The following is a 20970-nucleotide window of genomic DNA, read 5'->3' as shown; positions in this document are numbered from 1 at the left end:
GTTAACGAGGCCGGCTTTGGCGCCGTGCATCCAGCGTCGAAACCACATTATTGATCATATTGACAATCGCGGCATCGATAGCCTTGCCTTCCAGAGTCGAATCGAATCCGGCCGTGCCGCCGAAACCCAAAGTACTGGTGGCCGACATCGTCGCATCGCCGCTGCCTTCTTGGCTGTAAAACACTTGACCGGTTTTCGGATCGACCAAACGCAATACGACACGAGCGCGAGCCCGCTGGGTTTTTTCTTTACCCAATAACCAAACGCCGCCGGTGGTGTCGCGCCCTAATTCCACGACCGATCCCATGATCAAGGCATCGACCCCGAGCAAATTTTGCTTGAACTGCTGTTCTGTCGCGCCCATCAACTCAGCCTCCGACTTGAGCCTTCCGATGTCTTGTCTTTCCACGACATTGAAACGCTGCGTCGCCATCAAATGCCGCGACAACATATCCGCGGCTTGCTTGCCGATCCTATCGCCGGAAGCGTCTGTAAACAAACCGCTGCCGTAAATCGATTCATTGGTAAAACGGGACACGGCAATGGTCATCCGTTCTTCCGGCGCCAATGGAGCAATCACGACTTGCGGCCCCTTGTCGGCGACATCTTCACTAATACCGCGACTGACACAGGCAGCCAAACTCACCGCCGACAATGCAACTGCATATATAACAATTTTTTTCATCAATTTACGCGAGAGCCCCGGAACTTCAGCCGGTTGGGATAGCACCCGCCCTCAGGCGGCCTGTCTCGCTTTCTCCTTTGGATTCAATGCTATCTTCATTTCAAATAATCGTATTCGCGCAACCCGAAACGCGTGCTTTTAAAAATAAAAAGTCATCAAATCAAATTTACCGGATAGTTGGCAAACATCCGATCAGCACTGATGAAATGCATTTGCTCTTTGACGCTTTGAGCGATCAATAGGCGGTCGAATGGGTCTCGATGCGGGGATGGTAAATGACCAAGAGCCTTGATATGCTCCAATTCGATAGGGAGTAATTGCAATCCATTGTAACTTTGTTGAGTGTTAATCAGGGTTTGCAAACTTTCGCTAAGCTCAAGCTTCCCGAGTTGTTGTTTGATCTGGATTTCCCAGGCGGATACCAGACTAAGAAACAGAGCATTATTTTCGTCCTGACAGGCATTCAATGCCGCGTGGGACAGATTTTCCGGCGTATCGTTCAGCCAAAGAAAAACATGAGTATCTAGCAACAGGTTCATACGTCATTGCCCAACCAGAAGTCGTCCGGCAATTCGTTTTCGAAATCCTCGCTGATTTTTATTTTGCCGCGAAATTGTCCAAACACCCGCTTTTTCTTTGGCTGTGGCTCGGTAACATCCTCCAGCAATACAATTACCTTAGCTTTACCTGCTCTAATTGAATCCGGCAATTGTAAATGGATTTGATGCTTTTCGTTAATTTCAGTTGATAGTTCTAAAGCCTGCATAGTCATGTGCTCATATTTTGATTGCGTCCAGTCTATTCTTTCTGCATAAAATAGTTTCAATATCTCAAACAGGTCATCGGTCTAATCAAATATTATAGCCTGCTTTATGTGGCAGTCGAAAAGAAGCGGTGATTGACCAGGCATTACATAGCGCCCCCAAGTGGATTTAGTACGCTGGGAGAAGACGAATATCCCGTATACGGTAAGAAAAAAGCGCCAAGAATTTTTTAAATAAGGAAAGCCAAAAAGCGGCGAAAATAATAACGGACTAAATCATTTTCGACAGACTAGGGTTATCCTAAAAAGAGCAGTTGAGAGCCTCAAACTCCCGTTCGCCCTGAGCCCTTCGGCTACGCTCAGGAGAGCCCTGTCGAAGGGTGAACGGGAGTTTGAGGCTTCACCAGGTCGGTGAAAGTGTTGTAGACCGTTCATGCTTCGACTTTACTCAGCACGAACGGTCTACAACACATGCCAACTGCTCTTTCTAGGGTTATGCTTATCTGGTGCCCTTTGTAGAATCGGAAGATGAGATTTTTTTGAAAACAATCATTCCGAGCAGGAAAGCAACCAAAGCTTATTTGGGAGGTCCGAAATGAACAGACTGGATAAAAAAGAGCAAGAAATTCTGGATGCATTCGATGCTGGCGAGTTGCAGCGAACTCCAGATTTTGAAGAACAGAAAGCGCGGCATCAGCAATACGCAGAAGCCATGTTCAAGAAAGATGCCCGTATCAACATCAGGCTTTCATCGAAGGATCTTCGTGGACTCCAGAAGAAAGCCCTGGCGGAAGGCATCCCTTACCAGACGCTTGTTGCCAGCATCCTCCACAAATATGTAGAAGGTCGTTTGCATGAAGATCGGTAGGAGGTAATTCATGCGCAACATTGACCCTGTAACACCCGGCGAGTTATTGAAAGAACAGTTTCTTGAGCCCATGGATATTTCTCAAAACCGCCTAGCAAAAGAAATTGGAGTCCCTGTGCAGCGAATCAGTCAAATTATTGCTGGAAAGCGTTCGATAACCGCAGATACTGAACTACGACTCTGCCGTTTCTTTGGCTTGTCCAACGGGTATTGGCTGCGGGCTCAGGCAAGCTATGATACCGAAATTACGGAAGATGCTCTTGAGGTCCAGTTAAAAAACATTCGTCCTTGGAATTCCGGGCCACCGATAAGATACGGGACATAACCAACGGTTGCACAGCGACAGCTATTAATCCTAAGCTTTGGCCGTAATAGTAACAAATATCAATTAAACCGCTTCCCACTCAAAATGAACAATATTTCGCTCAGATTTATCAAACTCGATACCGATTAACATCACCTGAAACTCACCGGTAGCGTATTTTTGCCAATATTTTCTTGCCTTGATCTGCGCCAATGCTCGCCCCGACTCGCGCTTTCCCTCCAGTACTTTAAATTCAATAATAAAAATCTTTTCAGCCAACTTGACGGTCAAATCGACCCTACCCTGGTTGGTCATATCTTCCGCGATCACATTCAACCCCAAGGCCGCCAGACAACAATAAACGATAGACGCATAATAACCCTCATATCGAGCCAATTGATTTTGTCGATACCAATCATGAGGAATCGCGGCAAACAAAGCAGTCAAAGCCTGTTGCAATTGTTCCGGATCGGCCTGCTCCAAAGCCTTATAAATGCGCATCTGCTGACGCGTCGCCTGCCCGGATTGCACCAACTCCCGCAATAAATGACTATTCAGACCTGCCTTGACCTCGCGGTTTGGATAAGTCAAGTGATAAAAACGCTCCCCGCCCAAATCCTCCACCCGTTCAATCGTCAAATAGCCGGTCTGAAACAACAGGTTTTCAAGCGTAATGTCATCGATATCAAAACGGCTGAGCATCGCCTCATCGACAACCACATTCTCTAAATCGGGAATGGCATATTGCCGCTCTCTAACCAAACGAATCAAAAAATCCGGGCTACCGCTCTCGAACCAATAATTCTTGAACAAACGCTGTTCCAGATACAGCAACACATCAAACGGGTTATAGACCCTCTCACCCAAAAAGTTATAACCGTTATACCACTCGGCCAACTGACTGAAATCCACGCCGGACAAACGTTCGCTAAACACCGATTGAATTTCCGCCAAGGTATAGCCGCATAATGTGGCATAGCGGCCATCCAACGAAATATCCCGTAAATTGTTCAAGCCACTAAACAAACTGACTTTGCTGAATCTACTAACTCCGGTGAGCAACGCGAACTTGATAAAAGCATCCCTGTCTTTAATTACCGAATAAATGTTGCGCAAGCCTTCCCTAATCGCAACAGCCCGCGCCGAATGCTCAATATTGTCCAAAATCGGCTTGTCGTATTCATCGACCAACACAACGACCCGCTGTTGAAATTGATCCGCCAGCTTTTTGATCAACTCGGCAAAACGATTCGCCAAATCATCATGATGTAAATCAACCCGATAGAACTCAGCCGTCTCGTCTAAAATAGCCCGAAAACGTTCATCCAACATAGCAGCGGAATTCACGACACCTCCGCCGAAACTGATATGGATCACCGGATATTTCACCGACCAATCCCAATGATTCTGCAAAAATAAACCGTCAAATAGCGCTTTCTCACCGGCAAAGAGCGATTTCAGCGTGCTAACCAATAACGACTTGCCGAATCTACGCGGGCGCGCCAAAAAATAATATTTGCCCGAATCAATCAGCTCAGCAATCAGGGCCGTTTTATCGACATAATAATAATTGCCCTCGATCAGTTCCGAGAACGTTTGAATACCGATTGGCAGCTTTTTCATGGTATGGGTAAGGAGGTTTGAAATACGTTTACACTCAATCACTTGCCGCTTGCTTGCTTAAAAACTCAAGCATCTCTTCGTTATGCACCCGTGCGTAAATCGCCTCGACCGGCAAAGTGAGATCAATGGATTCAAAAGTAATTTCATCCCCCAAAAAGTAATGCCTTGGCAGCCATGACTCATTCCGGCGAATGACCTGGATATCGACAAAATCCTGCTCGATCAACACATACTCTTGCAAGCTCGGAATATCGATGTAGGAAAGCAATTTAACCGTTTCATCCATCTTGCGTGTTGCCTTGGACAACACCTCGACAATGATGATCGGCGACTGCACGTAATAAGGCTGGGATTCATCGAAATGGCAATCGACACTGACATCGGGATAAAAAAAATTCGAACCTGCTTTGACTTTCATATCCGACCCGAAAGGTTCGCAAGGCAAACCCTCCAAATGATTGCCGAACTTTCTACAAACATTCCCAGCAATTCGCTCATGGTTTGCGCTGGCGCCGGCCATTGCGTAAACGCAGCCATCAATCAGCTCGTGTTTTACATCGCCTATTAGCTCGCCTTGCAAATAGTCGTCTTCGGTAATTAAACCTGTATGTTTTGGTATTAACATACAATGCCAGTCCCAAGCATATCGACCTAAGTCATTAAAGTGAAAAGAAAATTCCACCGGTCAAACATAATAGTATATTTTCCAATTGGAAAGTGGCCACAAAGACATGTTTCGGGTTCCTCTGCTCCGTAAATCACGTTCAGCTTCCATTCGAGTTTTGCCATGTCCCAGACATTGGATTGAGATCGCTTGAGTATCTCTTCTGTCAGCTTGTATTCGAACATGCTCGCTCCTTGACGGCTAACGCCGAGCTTTGCGGCAAATGTGGAGCGAGCAGCGGAAAATTTGCCGCAAAGCAGCGCCTTGTTATGTTTTTATTCGTGCATCGCGTCAATAATTGCTTTGGGGTTATGCTTAACTACCTTAAGCAATACTCGCGCAGGACCTCTAGGCACACGCAACCCTTGCTCCCAGTGACGCAATGTGCCAAGAGAAATACCGAACGCAGCGCAAAATTTTTGCTGTGTCATGCCTGTAGTTTCTCGGATGGCTTTGACGTCAATAGGCTCCGGTTTATGCTCAACAACCTTTGTTGATTTACCTTTTGCGTGATCAATTGCATCACTAAGGCCAGCAAATATTTCAGTGAATGCCTTGCCCATTTTTACGCCTCCAATAGGTTACTAACTCTTTTACTGCCTTCGACAAAATGTTCCTCTCTTCAGCAGTGATGTTTGCCTTTTCGTTTTTAGCGAAAACAGCCAATAGATAAAGTGGCATCATGTCGCTATGAAAATAATAGATAACCCTGACGCCTCCGCTTTTGCCTTTGTCTGCCTTTGCCCATCTGAGCTTTCTAATGCCCCGGTTCCTTGAATTAAATCTCCGGCACTCGGATGTTCCGACAAATATGCAATCAACTCATCCTTTTCTTCCTTAGAAAGTAACTTATTGATTTTGCTTTGAAATGTCTCGGTTTCGGCAACGGTAATCATGCCTTAAGAATATACTCCATTGGAGTGCTTTGCAAGATAGTGACTAAGTGTTTGATTTGAAGACATAACTACAATTAGATATCCCAATAGACACAAAAAAACAGGACAACAGGTCTAGATGAGTAGCGTTGTTTGCTACTCATCATGGTAGAACAGCGATCTACCCGACTGCCCCTTCACAAATCCAAATAACTGGGGTCAGGTACTGAGGTATCCCCACGAAATAGCCAAATAAAACAATTTGCTATGGCTGAAAATTGATAGATTTATGATTTTTTATCGTTCCTACGCTCTGCGTCACTGCCATTAAGTTAAGGATTTTTCCGTTCGCCCTGAGCCTGTCGAAGGGTGAATGGAAAAATCCTGGGTCGATAAGTTAAGCCGTCCATGGTTCGACAGGCTCACCACGAACGGCTTAACTTAATGGCAGTGCACCTAGCGTTAGGTGAGGGACGACGAAGGCGTCGCTCCCACAAGGGGCTGGATGCTCTGTGGGAGCGATCCCCAGATCGCGATCTCGGAACCACTGATATCCAATATCCGCAGATTTATCAAACAGCACCGTTTCCAGTTATACAATGACCTCTGTTTAGCAAATTTACCGATATTTGTGTATAACGAAGAGCGCAGATCATGGGAACGAGCGTTTTGTGGGGATATATCAGGGTCAGGTACCAATTAAACGCAGGCCAATTCAGTATCATTTAGCTCGTGTTTTACATCGTTAATTAGCTCGCCTTGCAAGCAGTCTTCTTCGGTAATTAATTCTGTAACTTTCGGCTGTAACATGGCATATTTTTTTAGAATAGCGATTTTTTTCGTTTTTTAAAACATAATGGCCGGCTCTGCGGCAGGCAAAAATAAAGGCCGTTTTTTGGCCGGAGCTATTGTCTGTCCGACAGAAGCCGATTGTTAACAGTTCACTGCCACTCAATCTTAAGATCCTTATGTGACTGGGCGCAGTCACGCAGATAGAGGTTGATAAGGCTCTGATACGGTAGGTCTTTTTCCTCCGCAAGATTCTTGAACTACGCCACCGTATCTTCATCCAACCGGATCGTAACCTGCTTCTTGAGCTTCTTGGCATATGGATTTTTAACGGAGTCGGAAAAGTCGTAATTATCACGCATGTCCTGTACCCTTCATAAGTTTTTCGTTCTCGCCTATTCGCCTTACGGGCAGAGATAATTCGGATAACCTCACCATCTCTTATGCAGTGGCACACCACCAGCAAGCGAGAATGTATGCTAGTGCCGAGGAGAATGAACCAGTCCTCCTCTTCAGAATGGTCGGGGTCAGCTATAAGACGTGCGAACTCTCATCTGTAAAGGCAGTTTTGGCCTCCTGGAACGAGACGTCGTGCTTCTTGCGATTAGCGGCATCCTTACGAGGATCCCAACCAAAAGAATAATGGCTCATCATTACATTTAGGTTGTTCCGCCAACAAGGTTTCAACACCAAAGTCCTTAAGCGCTTGGCCGATGATTTCCAGATTGCGAATCACTGCATCCTGAGTTTTTCTATCGGCCAAAAACCCAGTTAAATCGTAGCCTTCGATATAAGACCGAATTAACTCGATGCTTTCCAATGCCGCAGCAATGAAGATAAATCGATCTTTCATAACGCTACAGCTTCTTGCAAAACCCGCTGGCGTAAGTATTTGTTCAATGCGCGCTCGCTGACTATATCGACCTTGCGGCCCAGTGTCGTCGATAGCGCATCAATCAGGCCAACCTGATCCAATAGAGTTGAGCCAGGCAGAAAATCGACCAATAAATCAATGTCGCTGTCATCATGCGCTTCGCCGCGTACCACGGAGCCAAACACGCGGATGTTGGTTGCGTGGTAATGCTTGGCAATTTCCAGAATACTGGCTTTTTGCTGCTGTAACAATTCATATAATTCAGTCAAGTCATATCCTCTTGGTTATGACGGTTTGCTGGTGCAAAACCATCTTACAGCGTTAGGCATGGCAATTAAAGTCCACGATAAAAGACGGAATGCCTAGAGGCGAGTAGCCACGAAGGGTACACAAAACCAAAAGAAACCAAATGGCCGCAAACGTGATACCAACCCAAATAGATATGCGACTAACTGAATAGCGGCGCATGATTAAACTTTCAATTCTACCGCTGATTCCTCGCTTGCTGAGCCGCCCCTTTACGGTGTTGTTGTACCTGCAATCGTCTTCGTGAAATAAATTGGGTTCAAATTCAGAGAGCTTGGCCTGCCAATACTTTGCACCAGAAGCCATACCAACTTGAAATAACGAAATGGAAAAGCCTGCGACACAACCCAAAAAACTTACCACGGCTATTGAGTGGGCGGACTGAATAACCCCAGCAAGCAACACCCCTTGAAATATCATAAAAAAATTGTTTCGTTGAGCGAGTTGAGTAATCTCAAACTCACGCATTTGCAGTGCAACCTCAAAATCACTTCTTTTTTCAGTCATGTCATATCCAATTCAGAGGTAAGTATTCGGTCCCCCTCTTTGAAAAAGACGACTGTACGGATGCAGGAGGTAGGGCAACGCAGGAGCAGTTGCCGAGGAGCTAGGGGAGATTTTTAAAATAAATCCCCCTCAATCCCCTTTTTCAAAGGGGGATGCCAACAATACGCCTGGATTGCGGTAATTTGCCAACGGGGTCTGAATACTTACGATCTTTCAGGCTAGAAACGGTTTCTTTATTTTGATCCTACCTTTTATTTACTTGGAAGCCCTAACCTGAGAATTTAGCATAAAATATAGACCTGACCCCTGCCCCCGTCGCTATGCATATGATTTACAACGAATCAACTTCGAAGCCAGCGATTGCGCCTCAGATATCGGGAGCGATTTTTCTGCCACTTCCTCTCCATGGTAGATGCGATCGCGAATACGCTTCACCACCTTGAAATTTTCAACATCGGAATCGCACACATCGCTCCACCGCAATATCGAACACCACATGAATCTCTGAGTGAGATTCTTTGCTTCCTTTTGTCGATCGATGTAGAACGCAGCAGCAGAATCAGCAATCCGAGCCGGAAGGACATGAAGCTTTGTTAAGGCAACGGCGTAGTCAAGTTCTTTGAATGTTTGGTGTGTGTGAATTTCAATAACCAAGAACAGATATAGGAATTTTTTTAAACGATCTTTTTCTTTAGTGGCAAGACCAAAGAAATAGCCGACTTTTGGATGGATTGAGTGCGACAATTGGAGCGCAGAACTTATCTTTTTTGACGCGCTCGCGGTATCAATTGGGCTTGATACATAAGCTTCCCCCGAGAACTCAAACCGTAAATCTCGCAGCCTCTTATCGAGATTTGTGTCTGCATAGACCTCTCTGGCAACCGGAACAAAAACAACAGGCCTCTGCTCGCTCGATAGCAATGCACTTAAAGCAGTGACCACTACTGCTGTTCTTACGTTCTCGAGTTTCTGAAGGGACTCTTTGGCCTCTGTGAAGCAATCGTGAGTAATTATTTCCTCGTTCTCTTGTTTCCAATAGCCATTACTACATGTCACTTGCTCTGGGGATTCTGTGAGAACGATCATATAAGGAGGGGAGGTTTTTGTTTCTGTTTTCCATTTATCTTCATCATCGGTGAAATCATCGCCAGCCAAAATTCGACATATCTCATTTACGCTATTACCAAGTGATAAAGAGACCTCGTTATCCGTGTTCTTCAGGGATGAGGAATCAAGCGGAGCCTTCTTGTCGGAAACAATACCTCGCGCCTCATACACATTAAGCGACCGGAAGCGCGCCTCGATTGTACGATCGGCGGGTATTTTCTCAAACCCCATTCTCTCAAGAGCATAATTGGTCAATCCCATATGCTTAGTCGCCCATTCCTTTTACACATAACGCAAAAGCTAACCCGCGTAGCGAAGCGGAGTCGGGTTGAGCGGTGGGTTATACATTTTTAAATTTAACGAGGTAAACAACATGAGTATTAAAAAATTTAAAAAAGATATTGCAAAATTCAAGAAAGAAACTAGAGCTAACAGAATTAGTTTTAACGCCTATACGAAGCTAATTCGTCAGTTAAAACTTGAACCTGCGCTTTTAACCTAAAAAGTTCATCTTTGAGGACATCTATCATGTACTGCTTATTCTTTGAATCTTCTATTACCGTTTCAGAAAACTCAGAAAATTTTTCAACCCACGACTCGAGGGTTTTTAAGCGTTGCTCTGTAAGCATGTTCTTTCCTATGGCTGAAATGTATAATGGCCGAGTTGACAGGCGATTTTGCCTGATAATGGATACGGAGTATCGGGTTATCAGGCATAAATCGTCCTGTCGAACGATTGGTTCTCAGGGAGCGTAGCGGACTGAGGGCCAATTGTTCGACAGGTTTCCTGTGAACTCGGCCATTCTCAGGGTGCGTAGCGCAGCGGAGCACCCTGAGAACGCCATGCTCAGCTGCCATTTGCCGCGGTACTTTTTTGGGGGAAAATAGCGAAGCGACCCCCAAAAAAGTACCGCGGCAAATGGTCAGCTGGAGCTAATTGTTAGGCATGTTATTGCCCCTGAATAACTTTACAATGTAGTAGCACATTGAAATAACCAGGTTTCTACCGAAACGAACGTACTCTTGTTCAGTAAACCCCAAAGGCACATGTGCTCCATCGCTTATGAGCGTATAAATCGATGAAATAGCTGACTCATCTTTTTTATTTATAAAATCAACTTCAGATAAATATCCTAGCGACCTGCCCCAAGCCTTAGCGCCCTCCATACGTTCCATTCCTTTACTCAAGGCAATAGACCTAATTAGAGTTTCTAAAGCAACCCTTGAATGGGATAAACACGCGTTGAAATCCGGTTCGGTTTTTAAAAACGACTGCGCTGACAAATTAATGTGCTTTATTACATTTCCTGACTCAGATAAATAAGATTCTTTTAGCTCTCTATCTAAGTCGTCTTCCAGAGGTGCATACCCTTCAATAGTAGGTTCAATATTTATTATTTTTCTTTCTGAAACTCTATAACCGTCAAGAATCAAACACTTTTCTAATTCTTCCCATCTCTCATCAAACCTATACTTTGGGCTAACTTTGCTACGTAAATCGCCTTTTGTACATACAACTTCGTTCATAAGCTCGCCAATCATATCTCCATTGGCTTGCATCAATGATTGGCTTATTTCAATTTGGGAGTCCCTATAATAGTCAATTCCATATTTCCCAAATATCAAATACAAATCATCACCACTAAACAATGATAAGAATTGGCTTAAGGATAGCTTTGATCTTTTCCCAATCTCCACGATAACTCTCTCTTATGCCTAACTATTGATTATTAAGCAAATCTGCTCGATAAGTTGATATTGACGATCTTTTCAGGCACTTTTGCCCTGATAACACCCAAACCAGGCATATTTGCCTTAATAACTTGATATTAGACATAAATTCAGGCAAATTTGCCTATATAATAAATTCGCCTCACTATAGCCGCTAACAATTTTATGTCAAGCTCAAAATCGCCGACCTTGTTGGAAGATGTTCGCCGCGTCATGCGGCTCAAGCATTATTCGTTACATACCGAACACTCGAAAATAACTGGGGTCAGCTACAAATTAAACGCAGGCCAATTCAGTATCATTCAACTCGTACCTGACCCCAGTTATTCTTTTTGGGCTTCATGGATTGTTATCCCTCAACACAAATCAGGCATCTGCCAGGTCATCCGAATCGATCACGCCTTTGAAACGCGCAAAGGTTCGCATCTCTTCTGTCGCCCGCATGGGCTGATAATCCGGATTGTTCGCGATCAACTCATACTCGCCTTGGCCTAATTTTCGAACATATCTCAATAAATACTGATCATCGCCTGATACATCCTGTCTTTCAATTGCAACGATTTGATGACTAATACTTCCCGCACGGTCGGGCGTGATCGCCTCGAGCAGAAGAAAATCGCCGTCCTTGATCGGATTTTTTCCGCCATCCATCGAATGGCCTGTTGCGCGGGCAATGAAATGCCGTTCCGAATCCAATCGACCATAGTGTTCCGGCAAAGCGACCTTATGAACACTATCTTCATCATGTTGGCTGGTTTTGAAAAATCCGCATGCGATTTTTAAATCCTGAAAGTAAGGTATTCTTTGTTTTCTGACGCTGTTAATGTCGATAACATCCGCTTTCGGGCTACGTTGTACCGGTGGCACTTTTCGTAGTCTTTCTTCGTATTGCATGTAACGATAGTCGATCAGCTCCCCGATCAATGCAAAAAAGATGTCGATTTCGTTCTCCGGAACATCGCCAATAAATTGAAATCGCTCGACATCAATTTTAAAAAAAGCTTGATCGGTCGCCTTATTCCCGCCCGTCCACGCTTTGATGGGATTGGATTTCCAGTAAGTGCGCCAGCGGTTGACTGCCCTGCCCTCTAATCGATCGACTGCCCTAAACTCATCGGGCAAGTCGGCAAGCAAGGCACGACGACGCTGGATGATGCCGAAACAATGCATGGACAAATCCTTGATATCGATTGACTGTCGAAAACCGTCGAGCTCCAAGAGCGCTTCCAAAAGGACGATTTTGTAGGATTTGGTCAGGTTGGTGACTTCAATTTCTTTGAAGAAACCTTCAAAACGGCTCAAGCATTCGCTTTCATCTACCGAAAGGTCCTGCTCGGAAACAATAAAATTCAGCCACTGACCATATTGTTGACGAATGACTTGAACCTCGCCGCCCGCGTTATAAAACTCCGCCAATGTTGGCCGGCGATCTTTCGATGCCTTCAACGAACGATAAATCTCCTCTTGGGTATCGATATTCGTCGCGATTAATTTTGCAAGAAAATCGATGGCTTGAAGATCAAAGTTCACATAACAGCCGTCGGGCAGCTTGAGCGTGTTTGATTGAATTTGCTTGATGAACTCGCTACGTTCACGTTTGGAGACGCCCACATTGAAAAGCGCTTCGGGCTTGCGAAAAAAACTCAGGTGATTTCCGATAAAATCCAACACGACCAAGCTATCTTTCAGAAGATGTCTTCGTAATCCGCGCCCTAATTGTTGAAGAAAAATAATTTTCGATTCGGTCGGCCTTAGCAATAAAACGGTATCGATGAGCGGTAAATCAATACCCTCATTGAACAGATCGACCGAAAATATGATATCGATTTCAGCATTTTCTAATTTCGATAAGGCATCGTTTCGCCGAATGGAAGAGTCACTGTGCACAGATACCGCTTTATAACCCTGCTGTCGAAAGAAATCGGCCATATAATCCGCGTGTTTTTTCGAGACACAAAACGCCAGCGTCCTGACTTGTTTCAACTCCTCCCAGCGTTTGAGTGCATGTTTGGCTCGTGCCTGGGTAGCCAGCTTATTCTGTAGTTGCTCCGGGTCAAATTTGCCGTTGCGCCAGGGTATGCTTTGGTAATCGACTTCCTGATCGGCAATCCCGTAATAATTAAACGGACTTAATAGGCCTGAATTAATACCGTCGAACATATCGCGGCGATAAACCAAGTTATCATCACAAAGCGAAAAAATGTCCGCCTGATCGGTGCGCTCCGGCGTCGCCGTCAAGCCCAATAAAAAACGGGCTTGAAGTGGTTGAGTAATTGCCGATAAGTGCGAGCGGATGCATGATGAAATTCATCGACGACGATGTAATCGAAATGATCCGGCGCGAATTTGTTTAAGTGATGCTGTTTGCCCAAGGTTTGGATCGAAGCAAACAGCATATCGGCGTCCAGTTGATGATCCTGCCCGGTAAATTTCGCGACCTTGGCTTTAGAGCGAATACAGACAAAGGTATATTCGGCTTGAATCAGTATTTCTTCTCGGTGCGCGACAAACAACACTTTCTCGCTATTCAATTGCAGGCTATCGAACGCGGCTAGCCAGGTTTTTCCCAGTCCTGTCGCCATAACGACCAAGCCGCGTCGATAACCCATTTCACGAGAATGCTTTAGCGCTTTTAGCGCTTCTTCTTGAATGGCATTGGGTTCCGGCGGGAGTGTCGTTTCTTCTTTTTCCAATTCCGGAAAAAGAACGATAGGCCGATTTTCGAATCTTTGCTGATAAACCTCTATCCAATGATTCGACAATCGCTTTGTACTGGAATGAGTATAAATATGTTCAAATTTACGACATATTTCATCAAACCTGGCCGTATTTTCTTCAAGTGCCACTCTGAGATTCCATTCCAATCCATGCTTCAATGCGGAACTCGAAATATTACTGGAGCCGACATAGGCATGACCGCCGCTCTTACCTTGCTCACTCGAAAAGGCAAAGATATAGGCTTTCATATGAAAGCTTTGACCATTGTGCGTTTCGAATACCCGGACATCGGCGCCGGATTCTTGCAACAAAAGTAAATGACGCAAAGCAACCGGTTCCGTAACGCATAGATAGTCCCCGGTTAAAATGCGAATATCAACGCCCCGTTCAAGCGCATCGATCAAGGCGTCAAGGATCAATCGTAGACCGCTTTGCCGAATGAAAGACACCGTGATATCGATCCTGTTGGCAGAATTGATATCGTTCTTTAGCTTAGGCAGAAAAGGATCGTCGCCCCCCGTGATCAAATGTTGAATTACATTAGACGTCATTGTCCGCTTGTTTTTTTGCGTATAAATTGAGCCAAGTCTGGAGTCCGCCTCTTAGCGGTTTTGATTCGGTAAACAGGTCGATAATTTCTAAATCCGAATGGGCAACTAGCAATTCAGCCAAATCGGCTTCCGTGTAATCATTGAAAAAACGCCCCCGTTCGTCAACTCGTTCGCCGGCTCCAAACTTAAAAGACATATAAGCGATACCGTGCGGTTTCAAAGCCTTTGTTATTTTCAGTATGACGGAGTCCATCTCTGCTTTTGGACAATGCAACAAACTAGCGCAAGCCCAGATACCGTCGAAAGTCTCAAAATATTCAAGCTCTTGAAAATCTAGGACATCAACCGTTATGCCAATAAATTCGCTAGCTAATTTGGCAATGACTTCAGATGCATCGACAGCCGTCACCGAATAACCTCGGTCGATAAAAAAGCGACTGTCACGGCCTGAACCGCAGCCTAAATCTAATATCTGCCCGCCGTCAGGGATGAAATTCAGGAAACGATTTCGATGGTCTGAAACATCTAAATTGGAGGTTTCGGCAACATACTGTTCAGCATTGGCATTATAGAAATCGATTGTTTGCTTTTTATTATTAGTTTGGGGCATGCCGAAGAATGTCTAAATTTCAAATCTTATAATTTTTAATGGCGGCTTTTAATGCTTTCAGAGACAAGCCTACCAGACGTGCTGTGCTTGCAATACTAATTTCTGTCATTGCAATCGCACCCCAGTCTGTTTAGCTATCCGGTAGATCGGTAAATCTATTGACGAGTCGGCTCTGTGCAAAACGATATCTATTTTTTGCTCACCGATTTTTTTGTGGAGCTCCCGTAAAAACTGTAATTTGGCCGTTATTAATTCTTCGGCATTTTGTGTTGGTATTTCGATATACAGATCAATATCGCCGCCTTTGCGTGTATCGTCAACTCTCGTTCCGAATAATCAAACCTGCACCCGAGCCAAAATATTTTTCAGCGGCTTCACAAATAATATGCTTTTGTGTTATGCGCATACATTTAGTGTATTTTTATTTTTTGTACCAGAAATTTTCCCCCGAAATAAACCAATATGCTCGTAATGTTGGCTCGGCCCACTATAATCGAGATTGTGCCGTTTCATAAACCTTGGATTTTTCTCGTTTACCAACAGCGATCACAGTCACAAAAATAATCTCATCATCGACGCGATAAATCAGGCGATAGCCTTTGGAGGCAAGTTTTATTTTATAACAGTTAGGCATACCGGAAAGTGCCGCAGCCGGAACCCTTGGATTTTCAAGCCGTTCAGCCAATTTCTTTTTCAATGGCGCACGAACACTACCATCGAGTTTCTCCCATTCCTGTAGCGCCAGTTCATGGAAACGCAACTCATAAGTCATCAAGGCTTACCTTGATGAATGGGCCTTCTGCACGTTCCTTGACCAACTGTGCATCTTCTAAATCCTCCAAGTACGCCATCAACATTTCATAATGCGCGGCAGGTAGTAAATAGGCTTCAGCCTTGTTGTGGCTTAAAATAGCAACCGCTTCATCTTCTGCTTTTTTCAGGACGTCTGAAAAACTGCGTTTCAATTCGGTTACACTGACCGTCTTGTTACTTAAAATGACATCCATAAGAACTCCATGAATTGTTGGTTTGTTCATTTGTTGCTAATCTTTTAGCACATTAGGGCGCAATAGCGTTAGCGTATTGCGCCGGATGGTTACAGGCCAACATGCTGCGCAATACGGCTAATAACAAATCGGGGCATTCAGGTATTATGCAAAAAGAACAGCGAAGCACCGTGAGAACCGGATAACTCACCACTCAAGCGTCATAATCATCCAACCATGCCTGAAGCCGGGTAGGTCGGGTTAGGCGATAGCCGTAACCCGACCATCAATGGCTATCCTGTCGGGTTACGCTCACGCTAACCCGACCTACATTACTACTTTCTTATTCAAATAAACGACTTAATAGTTCGTCTCGGGTTAGATTAAAATGCGAAGCAACATCGTTCAATATGGCTGATAACACACCCGTTCTCAGCGGATTATGTGCTGGAATTGTTATGTGATGTTCGCCTTTTTCTAATGTCGTTAACCGCATGTGGCTACCTGTTTGCCGCGTTATTTGGTAGCCTAGAACCGCTAATTTTTTAGCGAGTAATATTCCTGTTAGATCTCGCGGCAACTTCATGCTGCAATCACTTCGTCACGGACAAAATGCAAACGAATAATGCTCGGCTTGTCTTCCGACTCGAAGTGACAGGCGACCGCATCTCGAACATTAGCATGCAGTTGTTCTATATCATCCGCCTCGGTATATATTGAACAGCCAAGCGCTTTAGCGATAAAACCGCCCTCCGCGGCTTCTTCTACAACAAAAATTATTTCGTTCATTTGCGCATTATCTCAGTTGTTTTTAATAATAACCCTAGAAAGAGCAGTTGACATGTGTTGTAGACCGTTCGTGCTGAGCCAAGTCGAAGCATGAAGGGTCTACAACACTTTCACCGGACTGGTGAAGCCTCAAACTACCGCTCACCCTTCGACAGGGCTCTCCTGAGCGCAGCCGAAGGGCTCAGGGCGAACGGTAGTTTGAGGCTCTCAGCTACTCTTTTTAGGATAATCGTTTCACGATCATAACCCGAACATCGATAGAGTAACTATTCAGTCCCCGGCAATTATCGTTCCCACGCTCTACCACTGCCATTAAGTTAAGCCATCACAGAGATAAGTAATGCTTGCATTCAGGCTCTAATGTGCCTCAAAAGCTTGCCATCCATGGCACAGGATCCCGCCACAAATCCGTACGGAACGGATTTGCATTTACCCGAAGGGTTCCGGGCAGGATAGCCCGGAGTGAATCCATGGCGGAATGACGGGCTTACCTTAACTTAATGGCAGTTACGCTCTCCCGCTCATCGTTATACATAAGTCAAAAATTACCCTTTTGCAATCTTAGCCAATGAGAGCTCGATACCTTTATTGTCATTTAACACACTCGGCTATCCTTCACCTAGCGCTAGGCGATCCGCGTAGGGTACGCTGTGCTCACCATGGTAACCCGGCAATGTTCATGTGCCAATCGAACCGTCAGGGCACGGCTTTGGCACGCGCAGCGTACCCTACAATTTATACCTTTAACACTTCAAATTTCGGCAGTGCCAGAGGAGGCGCCTGGGTGTCCGGTCGATTTTCGCTCCTGCAAAATCGACATTCACGCCATCCATGGCGCTCATAAAGGCTTTGCCTACATGGACTTATTCACCCAGCACCTAAATAAGCCATGTTTTGAATCATTTCCAATGACCTATGGAATTTAGGTGCTGGATTTAGGTGCTGGGTTCACGGCGTCCTTTAGCGGTCACCCAGGCGCCGAATTTTGATCTACGACGGGTATATGTATAACGATGATCGCTCTGCGTAAGAACGATAGTGGGATACGAATAATTACTCGATAGATACCCTTATTCAAGATGACCACTCCTTTATCAATCGCGCAAGAATAGCCTGTTTCAATGCCTGGCTACCTTGATCCAGCTTCAGTTCCGCTATTTTGGCGTCGGCCTGTTCTTTTAATTCTTCGGTCAAATAGGCCACTTGTTTGTATTCGCCATTTTCGCTCACGATTCGTATCAACGTCGCTTCACTGCCGGCTTCTGCTTTTTGTTGCTCGGCGTGGACGATCGCAAGCTCTTTCAATCTTCCGCTTAATTCGATTAAACGATAAGCGGCTTCGGTGGTGTTGTTTGGCTTCCATTTATCGGGCGGCGCTTTGCCTAAAAATGCGGCGACCGATTCCAACCAAGCCGTATCGGTGTCTTTGTCGTTCTGCAATCGGATGATGAATGCCTTCAAGCCTACGCCATCGATAGTATAGTTTTCCAGGCCGGAATAGCGTTGGGCGAATTCAACTCATAAATGCAACCACCCAGCAAATTATCGGTATTAAGTCCCGCCATTTTATAAAACACTCGTTCCCATGCTCTGCGCGCGAATGCCGCTTTAGACGCTCTGCGTCGACTGCCGTGGGCAATTGGATTAAAAAACTATAGAGAATCTATCGTTGCTCTTGTCGGGATTATCGACCCCCTGGGGACGCAGAGCGTAGGAATGATGTAAGGCATTGGGCCGACATATCGATTTGACGTTGGCTTGACGGCAGTCCGAGTAATTTGTCTTGATGTGTGTGTTGTACCATAATCAGGTATAAATAGGTATAAGCGAGGTGCAGAATGGCTAAAAACACGAGTATTACGTTGGGTGATCATTTTGATGGATTTATTGCTAGTCAAATTAAAAGCGGTAGATTTAGTTCAGCCAGTGAAGTAGTAAGAGCAGGACTTAGGCTGCTTGAAAATAATGAAACAAGATTGCATGCCTTGAGAAAAGCCCTAGATGAAGGCGAGCGAAGCGATATTGCGGATTACAACTACGATACTTTTATGGCCGAACTTGATAAAGAAATGGATGAATGAAGGCATTTGAGTTAACTCAAGCAGCAAAGAAAGATCTTAGGGAAATAGCTAAATTTACTGAAATTCGCTGGGGTCGAAACCAGCGGTATTTGTATCTAAAGCAATTTGACGATGTTTTTCATTTTTTAGCCGACAACCCATCTGTTGGAAAGAAATGCGACCACATAAAAATTGGATATAAAAAGTTCCCGCAAGGAAGCCATATTATATTTTTTCGTGAAGGTACGAATAGCAAGATTACAATAATTCGCGTACTTCATAAAAGCATGGATGTGGAGTCTCAGATTCTAGACACATAAAGGGCGTACCCCTTTGACACCATCCGCTAAAGGCGTTTTTGTTTATCTCGTATCCATTTCCCCCTAACTAAGGTGTCTTTCGAGGCTAGGCACAAAGAGCAAAGAGACCATGTTTATATGGGTACGTTATCAGCGATATACTTCGCGCGGTCATGTTTGCGGCTTTTATGGCAATGCTATTTTGTTCGAGAGCAAGGCGCGAAAACAGGCGCATAGCAAGCTATGTAACTGTTTTCGCAACGCCGCTATCGGACAAAATAGCGCGTTAGCTTACCAGCAAATGTGGCCGCGCGAAGTATAACATTACTTGAAGGGAGAACATGCGAACGTAAAAGCCCTTAACTTAATGGCGGTGGCGAACAATACGCACTTAACAACCTTGAGTACAAAAGCTTCAGAATTTATCAAACAATATATTCTTCGAATCGACGCCGAGATCGGTCAACATATCGACCACGGCATCGATCATCACCGGCGGGCCGCATAGATAATATTCGCAGTCTTCGGGGGCCGGATGGTCTTTTAGATATTCGTCGTACAGAATTTGGTGTATGAAACCTGTAGGTCCCGTCCAGTCGTCTTCGGGTAGCGGGCTCGACAAGCCGATGATCCATCGAAAATTGTCGTGTTCCTGCGCCAGTCGGTCGAAGTCTTCGGCGTAAAATACTTCGCCGAGACTGCGGGCGCCGTACCAGTAGGATATTTTCCGTTCGCTATTCAGCCGTTTCAATTGATCGAAGATATGCGAGCGCATGGGCGCCATGCCGGAGCCGCCGCCGACGAAGATCATTTCGTTGTCGGTTTCCCGCGCGAAGAATTCGCCGTAAGGCCCCGATATGCTGACCTTGTCGCCCGGTTTCAGACTGAAGATATAGGACGAGACCTTGCCGGGCGGTACGTCGGGATCGGAGGGAGGCGGCGAGGATATGCGGACATTCAACATGATGATGCCTTTTTCTTCCGGATAGTTGGCCATCGAATAGGCGCGCATGACCGGTTCGTCGACTTTGGAAACGTATTGCCACAGTTTGTATTTATCCCAATCCGGCCGAAACCGTTCTTCGATTTCGAAATCGCTGTAGTTAACGGTATGGGGCGGCACATTGATTTGGACATATCCTCCGGCCCTGAATTCCATGTCTTCGCCGGGCGGCAATTCCAATACCAGTTCCTTGATGAACGTAGCGACGCTGCGATTGGAATGCACCGTGCATTCCCAGTTGCGGATCGAGAACAGTTCCGGCGGCAAATCGAGGCCCATATCGCCCTTGACGGAAACCTGGCACGACAATCGGTAGCCGGCTTTGATCTGCTGCCGGTTGAGTTTGGCCCGCTCGGTGCCCAGGATAGCGCCGCCGCCTTTTTTGATCACGACCTTACATTGGCCGCAGGTGCCCTGGCCGCCGCAAGCTGAAGGGACATAGATAGCCTTGTCGGCTAAGGCGCCCAGCAATTTGCCGCCCATCGGCACGGTTAGGCTATGATCCGGATCGTCGTTAATCGTGAGAGTAGCGTCGCCTTTTTCGACCAGCCGGGCTTTGGCGAACATCACGACCAGCGTTAGCAGTAGAACGATGACTGTAAACAAGGCCATGCTAATGATGATTAAGCTAGTATCGCTCATGCCGGCCTCCGTTCGGTCGTCAGGAACGAGCATGAAGTGACTTCTTCAACAATCGGAAAGGGGATTCGGTGGCTCGATTGACAGGTGTCGGCGACAGGGAAAGCCGCCGTCAAGCCTACATGGACGTATTCACGGCGTCCTGTCAAGCGAGTCACCGAACCTCCGCAAAGTTTACTGTTTCGAGAAGATAATTTGTGCATATTCCTTAATGTCATC

29 protein-coding genes are annotated in these 20970 nt (G+C 45.5%); 5 read left to right on the top strand and 24 right to left on the bottom strand.

Annotated features, from left to right (window positions below; all coding sequences use genetic code 11):
- Position 1: 1 nt before the first annotated feature.
- The 3 genes from ACRJJO_RS07635 to ACRJJO_RS07625 form a co-directional block, all read right to left on the bottom strand.
- Positions 2 to 685, bottom strand: coding sequence for a CsgG/HfaB family protein (locus ACRJJO_RS07635; protein WP_431065260.1), 684 nt, complete (start codon positions 683 to 685; stop codon positions 2 to 4).
- Between the two features lie 155 nt (positions 686 to 840).
- Positions 841 to 1224, bottom strand: coding sequence for a type II toxin-antitoxin system VapC family toxin (locus ACRJJO_RS07630; protein ID WP_431065259.1), 384 nt, complete (start codon positions 1222 to 1224; stop codon positions 841 to 843).
- Positions 1221 to 1511, bottom strand: a complete 291-nt coding sequence (locus ACRJJO_RS07625) for a hypothetical protein (RefSeq protein ID WP_254055106.1) — start codon at positions 1509 to 1511, stop codon at positions 1221 to 1223. The genes ACRJJO_RS07630 and ACRJJO_RS07625 overlap by 4 nt, the downstream gene beginning before the upstream one ends.
- A 532-nt stretch (positions 1512 to 2043) precedes the next feature.
- Between ACRJJO_RS07625 and ACRJJO_RS07620 the strand changes: the two genes are divergently transcribed.
- Both ACRJJO_RS07620 and ACRJJO_RS07615 read left to right on the top strand, forming a co-directional pair.
- Positions 2044 to 2316 carry a CopG family antitoxin gene (locus ACRJJO_RS07620; protein ID WP_431065258.1) on the top strand — a complete coding sequence of 91 codons (273 nt, stop codon included), beginning with the start codon at positions 2044 to 2046 and terminating at the stop codon, positions 2314 to 2316.
- Positions 2317 to 2326: 10 nt separating this feature from the next.
- Complete coding sequence (locus tag ACRJJO_RS07615; RefSeq protein WP_431065257.1) at positions 2327 to 2641, top strand: HigA family addiction module antitoxin; 315 nt, start codon at positions 2327 to 2329, stop codon at positions 2639 to 2641.
- A 63-nt stretch (positions 2642 to 2704) separates the two neighbouring features.
- On the opposite strand, the gene ACRJJO_RS07610 is transcribed toward ACRJJO_RS07615, so the two are convergent.
- The 10 genes from ACRJJO_RS07610 to ACRJJO_RS07565 form a co-directional block, all read right to left on the bottom strand.
- The gene (locus ACRJJO_RS07610; protein WP_431065256.1) at positions 2705 to 4243 is read right to left on the bottom strand and encodes an AAA family ATPase; all 1539 of its coding nucleotides are present in this window, start codon (positions 4241 to 4243) and stop codon (positions 2705 to 2707) included.
- 34 nt (positions 4244 to 4277) lie between these two features.
- The gene (locus tag ACRJJO_RS07605; protein ID WP_431065255.1) at positions 4278 to 4868 is read right to left on the bottom strand and encodes a Uma2 family endonuclease; all 591 of its coding nucleotides are present in this window, start codon (positions 4866 to 4868) and stop codon (positions 4278 to 4280) included.
- Between the two features lie 314 nt (positions 4869 to 5182).
- The gene (locus tag ACRJJO_RS07600) at positions 5183 to 5470 is read right to left on the bottom strand and encodes a helix-turn-helix domain-containing protein (protein ID WP_125218833.1); all 288 of its coding nucleotides are present in this window, start codon (positions 5468 to 5470) and stop codon (positions 5183 to 5185) included.
- Positions 5451 to 5612 (bottom strand): hypothetical protein, encoded by a 162-nt coding sequence (locus ACRJJO_RS07595; protein WP_431065294.1) that lies wholly within the window; start codon positions 5610 to 5612, stop codon positions 5451 to 5453. Before ACRJJO_RS07595 ends, ACRJJO_RS07600 begins: the two co-directional genes overlap by 20 nt.
- Positions 5588 to 5803, bottom strand: a complete 216-nt coding sequence (locus ACRJJO_RS07590; protein WP_431065254.1) for a hypothetical protein — start codon at positions 5801 to 5803, stop codon at positions 5588 to 5590. The genes ACRJJO_RS07595 and ACRJJO_RS07590 overlap by 25 nt, the downstream gene beginning before the upstream one ends.
- A gap of 724 nt (positions 5804 to 6527) precedes the next feature.
- Positions 6528 to 7049 (bottom strand): BrnT family toxin, encoded by a 522-nt coding sequence (locus ACRJJO_RS07585; RefSeq protein ID WP_431065293.1) that lies wholly within the window; start codon positions 7047 to 7049, stop codon positions 6528 to 6530.
- A 138-nt stretch (positions 7050 to 7187) separates the two neighbouring features.
- Positions 7188 to 7424 carry a HepT-like ribonuclease domain-containing protein gene (locus ACRJJO_RS07580; RefSeq protein WP_431065253.1) on the bottom strand — a complete coding sequence of 79 codons (237 nt, stop codon included), beginning with the start codon at positions 7422 to 7424 and terminating at the stop codon, positions 7188 to 7190.
- Complete coding sequence (locus tag ACRJJO_RS07575) at positions 7421 to 7714, bottom strand: nucleotidyltransferase family protein (protein ID WP_125218830.1); 294 nt, start codon at positions 7712 to 7714, stop codon at positions 7421 to 7423. Before ACRJJO_RS07575 ends, ACRJJO_RS07580 begins: the two co-directional genes overlap by 4 nt.
- Before the next feature lie 52 nt (positions 7715 to 7766).
- Positions 7767 to 8258 carry a hypothetical protein gene (locus tag ACRJJO_RS07570; RefSeq protein ID WP_431065252.1) on the bottom strand — a complete coding sequence of 164 codons (492 nt, stop codon included), beginning with the start codon at positions 8256 to 8258 and terminating at the stop codon, positions 7767 to 7769.
- Between the two features lie 318 nt (positions 8259 to 8576).
- On the bottom strand, positions 8577 to 9626 hold the full coding sequence (locus ACRJJO_RS07565) for a hypothetical protein (protein ID WP_431065251.1): 1050 nt from the start codon (positions 9624 to 9626) through the stop codon (positions 8577 to 8579).
- Between the two features lie 112 nt (positions 9627 to 9738).
- On the opposite strand from ACRJJO_RS07565, the gene ACRJJO_RS07560 reads away from it, so the two are divergent.
- Complete coding sequence (locus ACRJJO_RS07560; protein ID WP_431065250.1) at positions 9739 to 9867, top strand: hypothetical protein; 129 nt, start codon at positions 9739 to 9741, stop codon at positions 9865 to 9867.
- Positions 9868 to 10298: 431 nt separating this feature from the next.
- Here the strand turns inward: ACRJJO_RS07560 and ACRJJO_RS07555 are convergent, their stop codons facing one another.
- The 9 genes from ACRJJO_RS07555 to ACRJJO_RS07515 form a co-directional block, all read right to left on the bottom strand.
- Positions 10299 to 11063, bottom strand: coding sequence for a hypothetical protein (locus ACRJJO_RS07555; RefSeq protein WP_431065249.1), 765 nt, complete (start codon positions 11061 to 11063; stop codon positions 10299 to 10301).
- Between the two features lie 399 nt (positions 11064 to 11462).
- On the bottom strand, positions 11463 to 13334 hold the full coding sequence (locus tag ACRJJO_RS07550; RefSeq protein ID WP_431065248.1) for a helicase-related protein: 1872 nt from the start codon (positions 13332 to 13334) through the stop codon (positions 11463 to 11465).
- A complete protein-coding gene (locus ACRJJO_RS07545; protein WP_431065247.1) occupies positions 13331 to 14365 on the bottom strand; it encodes a DEAD/DEAH box helicase family protein in 1035 nt (344 codons plus the stop codon). The genes ACRJJO_RS07550 and ACRJJO_RS07545 overlap by 4 nt, the downstream gene beginning before the upstream one ends.
- Entirely contained in the window at positions 14355 to 14975 is a 621-nt protein-coding gene (locus ACRJJO_RS07540; RefSeq protein WP_431065246.1) for a class I SAM-dependent methyltransferase, read from the bottom strand. Before ACRJJO_RS07540 ends, ACRJJO_RS07545 begins: the two co-directional genes overlap by 11 nt.
- 487 nt (positions 14976 to 15462) lie before the next feature.
- Positions 15463 to 15747 (bottom strand): type II toxin-antitoxin system RelE family toxin, encoded by a 285-nt coding sequence (locus tag ACRJJO_RS07535; protein WP_431065245.1) that lies wholly within the window; start codon positions 15745 to 15747, stop codon positions 15463 to 15465.
- Positions 15737 to 16012: a type II toxin-antitoxin system prevent-host-death family antitoxin gene (locus ACRJJO_RS07530; RefSeq protein WP_209004286.1), complete on the bottom strand. Its 276-nt coding sequence runs from the start codon at positions 16010 to 16012 to the stop codon at positions 15737 to 15739. Before ACRJJO_RS07530 ends, ACRJJO_RS07535 begins: the two co-directional genes overlap by 11 nt.
- A gap of 292 nt (positions 16013 to 16304) precedes the next feature.
- Positions 16305 to 16547: a type II toxin-antitoxin system HicA family toxin gene (locus ACRJJO_RS07525; RefSeq protein ID WP_017840095.1), complete on the bottom strand. Its 243-nt coding sequence runs from the start codon at positions 16545 to 16547 to the stop codon at positions 16305 to 16307.
- Positions 16544 to 16750: a 2-oxoisovalerate dehydrogenase E1 subunit beta gene (locus ACRJJO_RS07520; RefSeq protein WP_014147666.1), complete on the bottom strand. Its 207-nt coding sequence runs from the start codon at positions 16748 to 16750 to the stop codon at positions 16544 to 16546. Before ACRJJO_RS07520 ends, ACRJJO_RS07525 begins: the two co-directional genes overlap by 4 nt.
- Positions 16751 to 17824: 1074 nt before the next feature.
- Positions 17825 to 18211, bottom strand: a complete 387-nt coding sequence (locus ACRJJO_RS07515; RefSeq protein ID WP_431065244.1) for a hypothetical protein — start codon at positions 18209 to 18211, stop codon at positions 17825 to 17827.
- A gap of 377 nt (positions 18212 to 18588) precedes the next feature.
- Between ACRJJO_RS07515 and ACRJJO_RS07510 the strand changes: the two genes are divergently transcribed.
- Both ACRJJO_RS07510 and ACRJJO_RS07505 read left to right on the top strand, forming a co-directional pair.
- Positions 18589 to 18831 carry a type II toxin-antitoxin system ParD family antitoxin gene (locus tag ACRJJO_RS07510; RefSeq protein ID WP_431065243.1) on the top strand — a complete coding sequence of 81 codons (243 nt, stop codon included), beginning with the start codon at positions 18589 to 18591 and terminating at the stop codon, positions 18829 to 18831.
- Positions 18828 to 19130, top strand: coding sequence for a type II toxin-antitoxin system RelE/ParE family toxin (locus ACRJJO_RS07505; RefSeq protein ID WP_431065242.1), 303 nt, complete (start codon positions 18828 to 18830; stop codon positions 19128 to 19130). The genes ACRJJO_RS07510 and ACRJJO_RS07505 overlap by 4 nt, the downstream gene beginning before the upstream one ends.
- Before the next feature lie 394 nt (positions 19131 to 19524).
- On the opposite strand, the gene nqrF is transcribed toward ACRJJO_RS07505, so the two are convergent.
- Together nqrF and ACRJJO_RS07495 are read right to left on the bottom strand one after the other, a co-directional pair.
- Positions 19525 to 20754, bottom strand: coding sequence for an NADH:ubiquinone reductase (Na(+)-transporting) subunit F (gene nqrF / locus ACRJJO_RS07500; protein WP_431065241.1), 1230 nt, complete (start codon positions 20752 to 20754; stop codon positions 19525 to 19527).
- Entirely contained in the window at positions 20751 to 20954 is a 204-nt protein-coding gene (locus ACRJJO_RS07495) for a hypothetical protein (protein ID WP_431065240.1), read from the bottom strand. Before ACRJJO_RS07495 ends, nqrF begins: the two co-directional genes overlap by 4 nt.
- Between the last annotated feature and the right edge of the window lie 16 nt (positions 20955 to 20970).

It is taken from the genome of Methylotuvimicrobium sp., assembly GCF_050611805.1.
Taxonomy (GTDB): Bacteria; Pseudomonadota; Gammaproteobacteria; order Methylococcales; family Methylomonadaceae; genus Methylotuvimicrobium.
The sequence above is the reverse complement of the archived record's forward strand: the minus strand, read 5'-3'. Positions and strand labels throughout refer to the sequence as shown.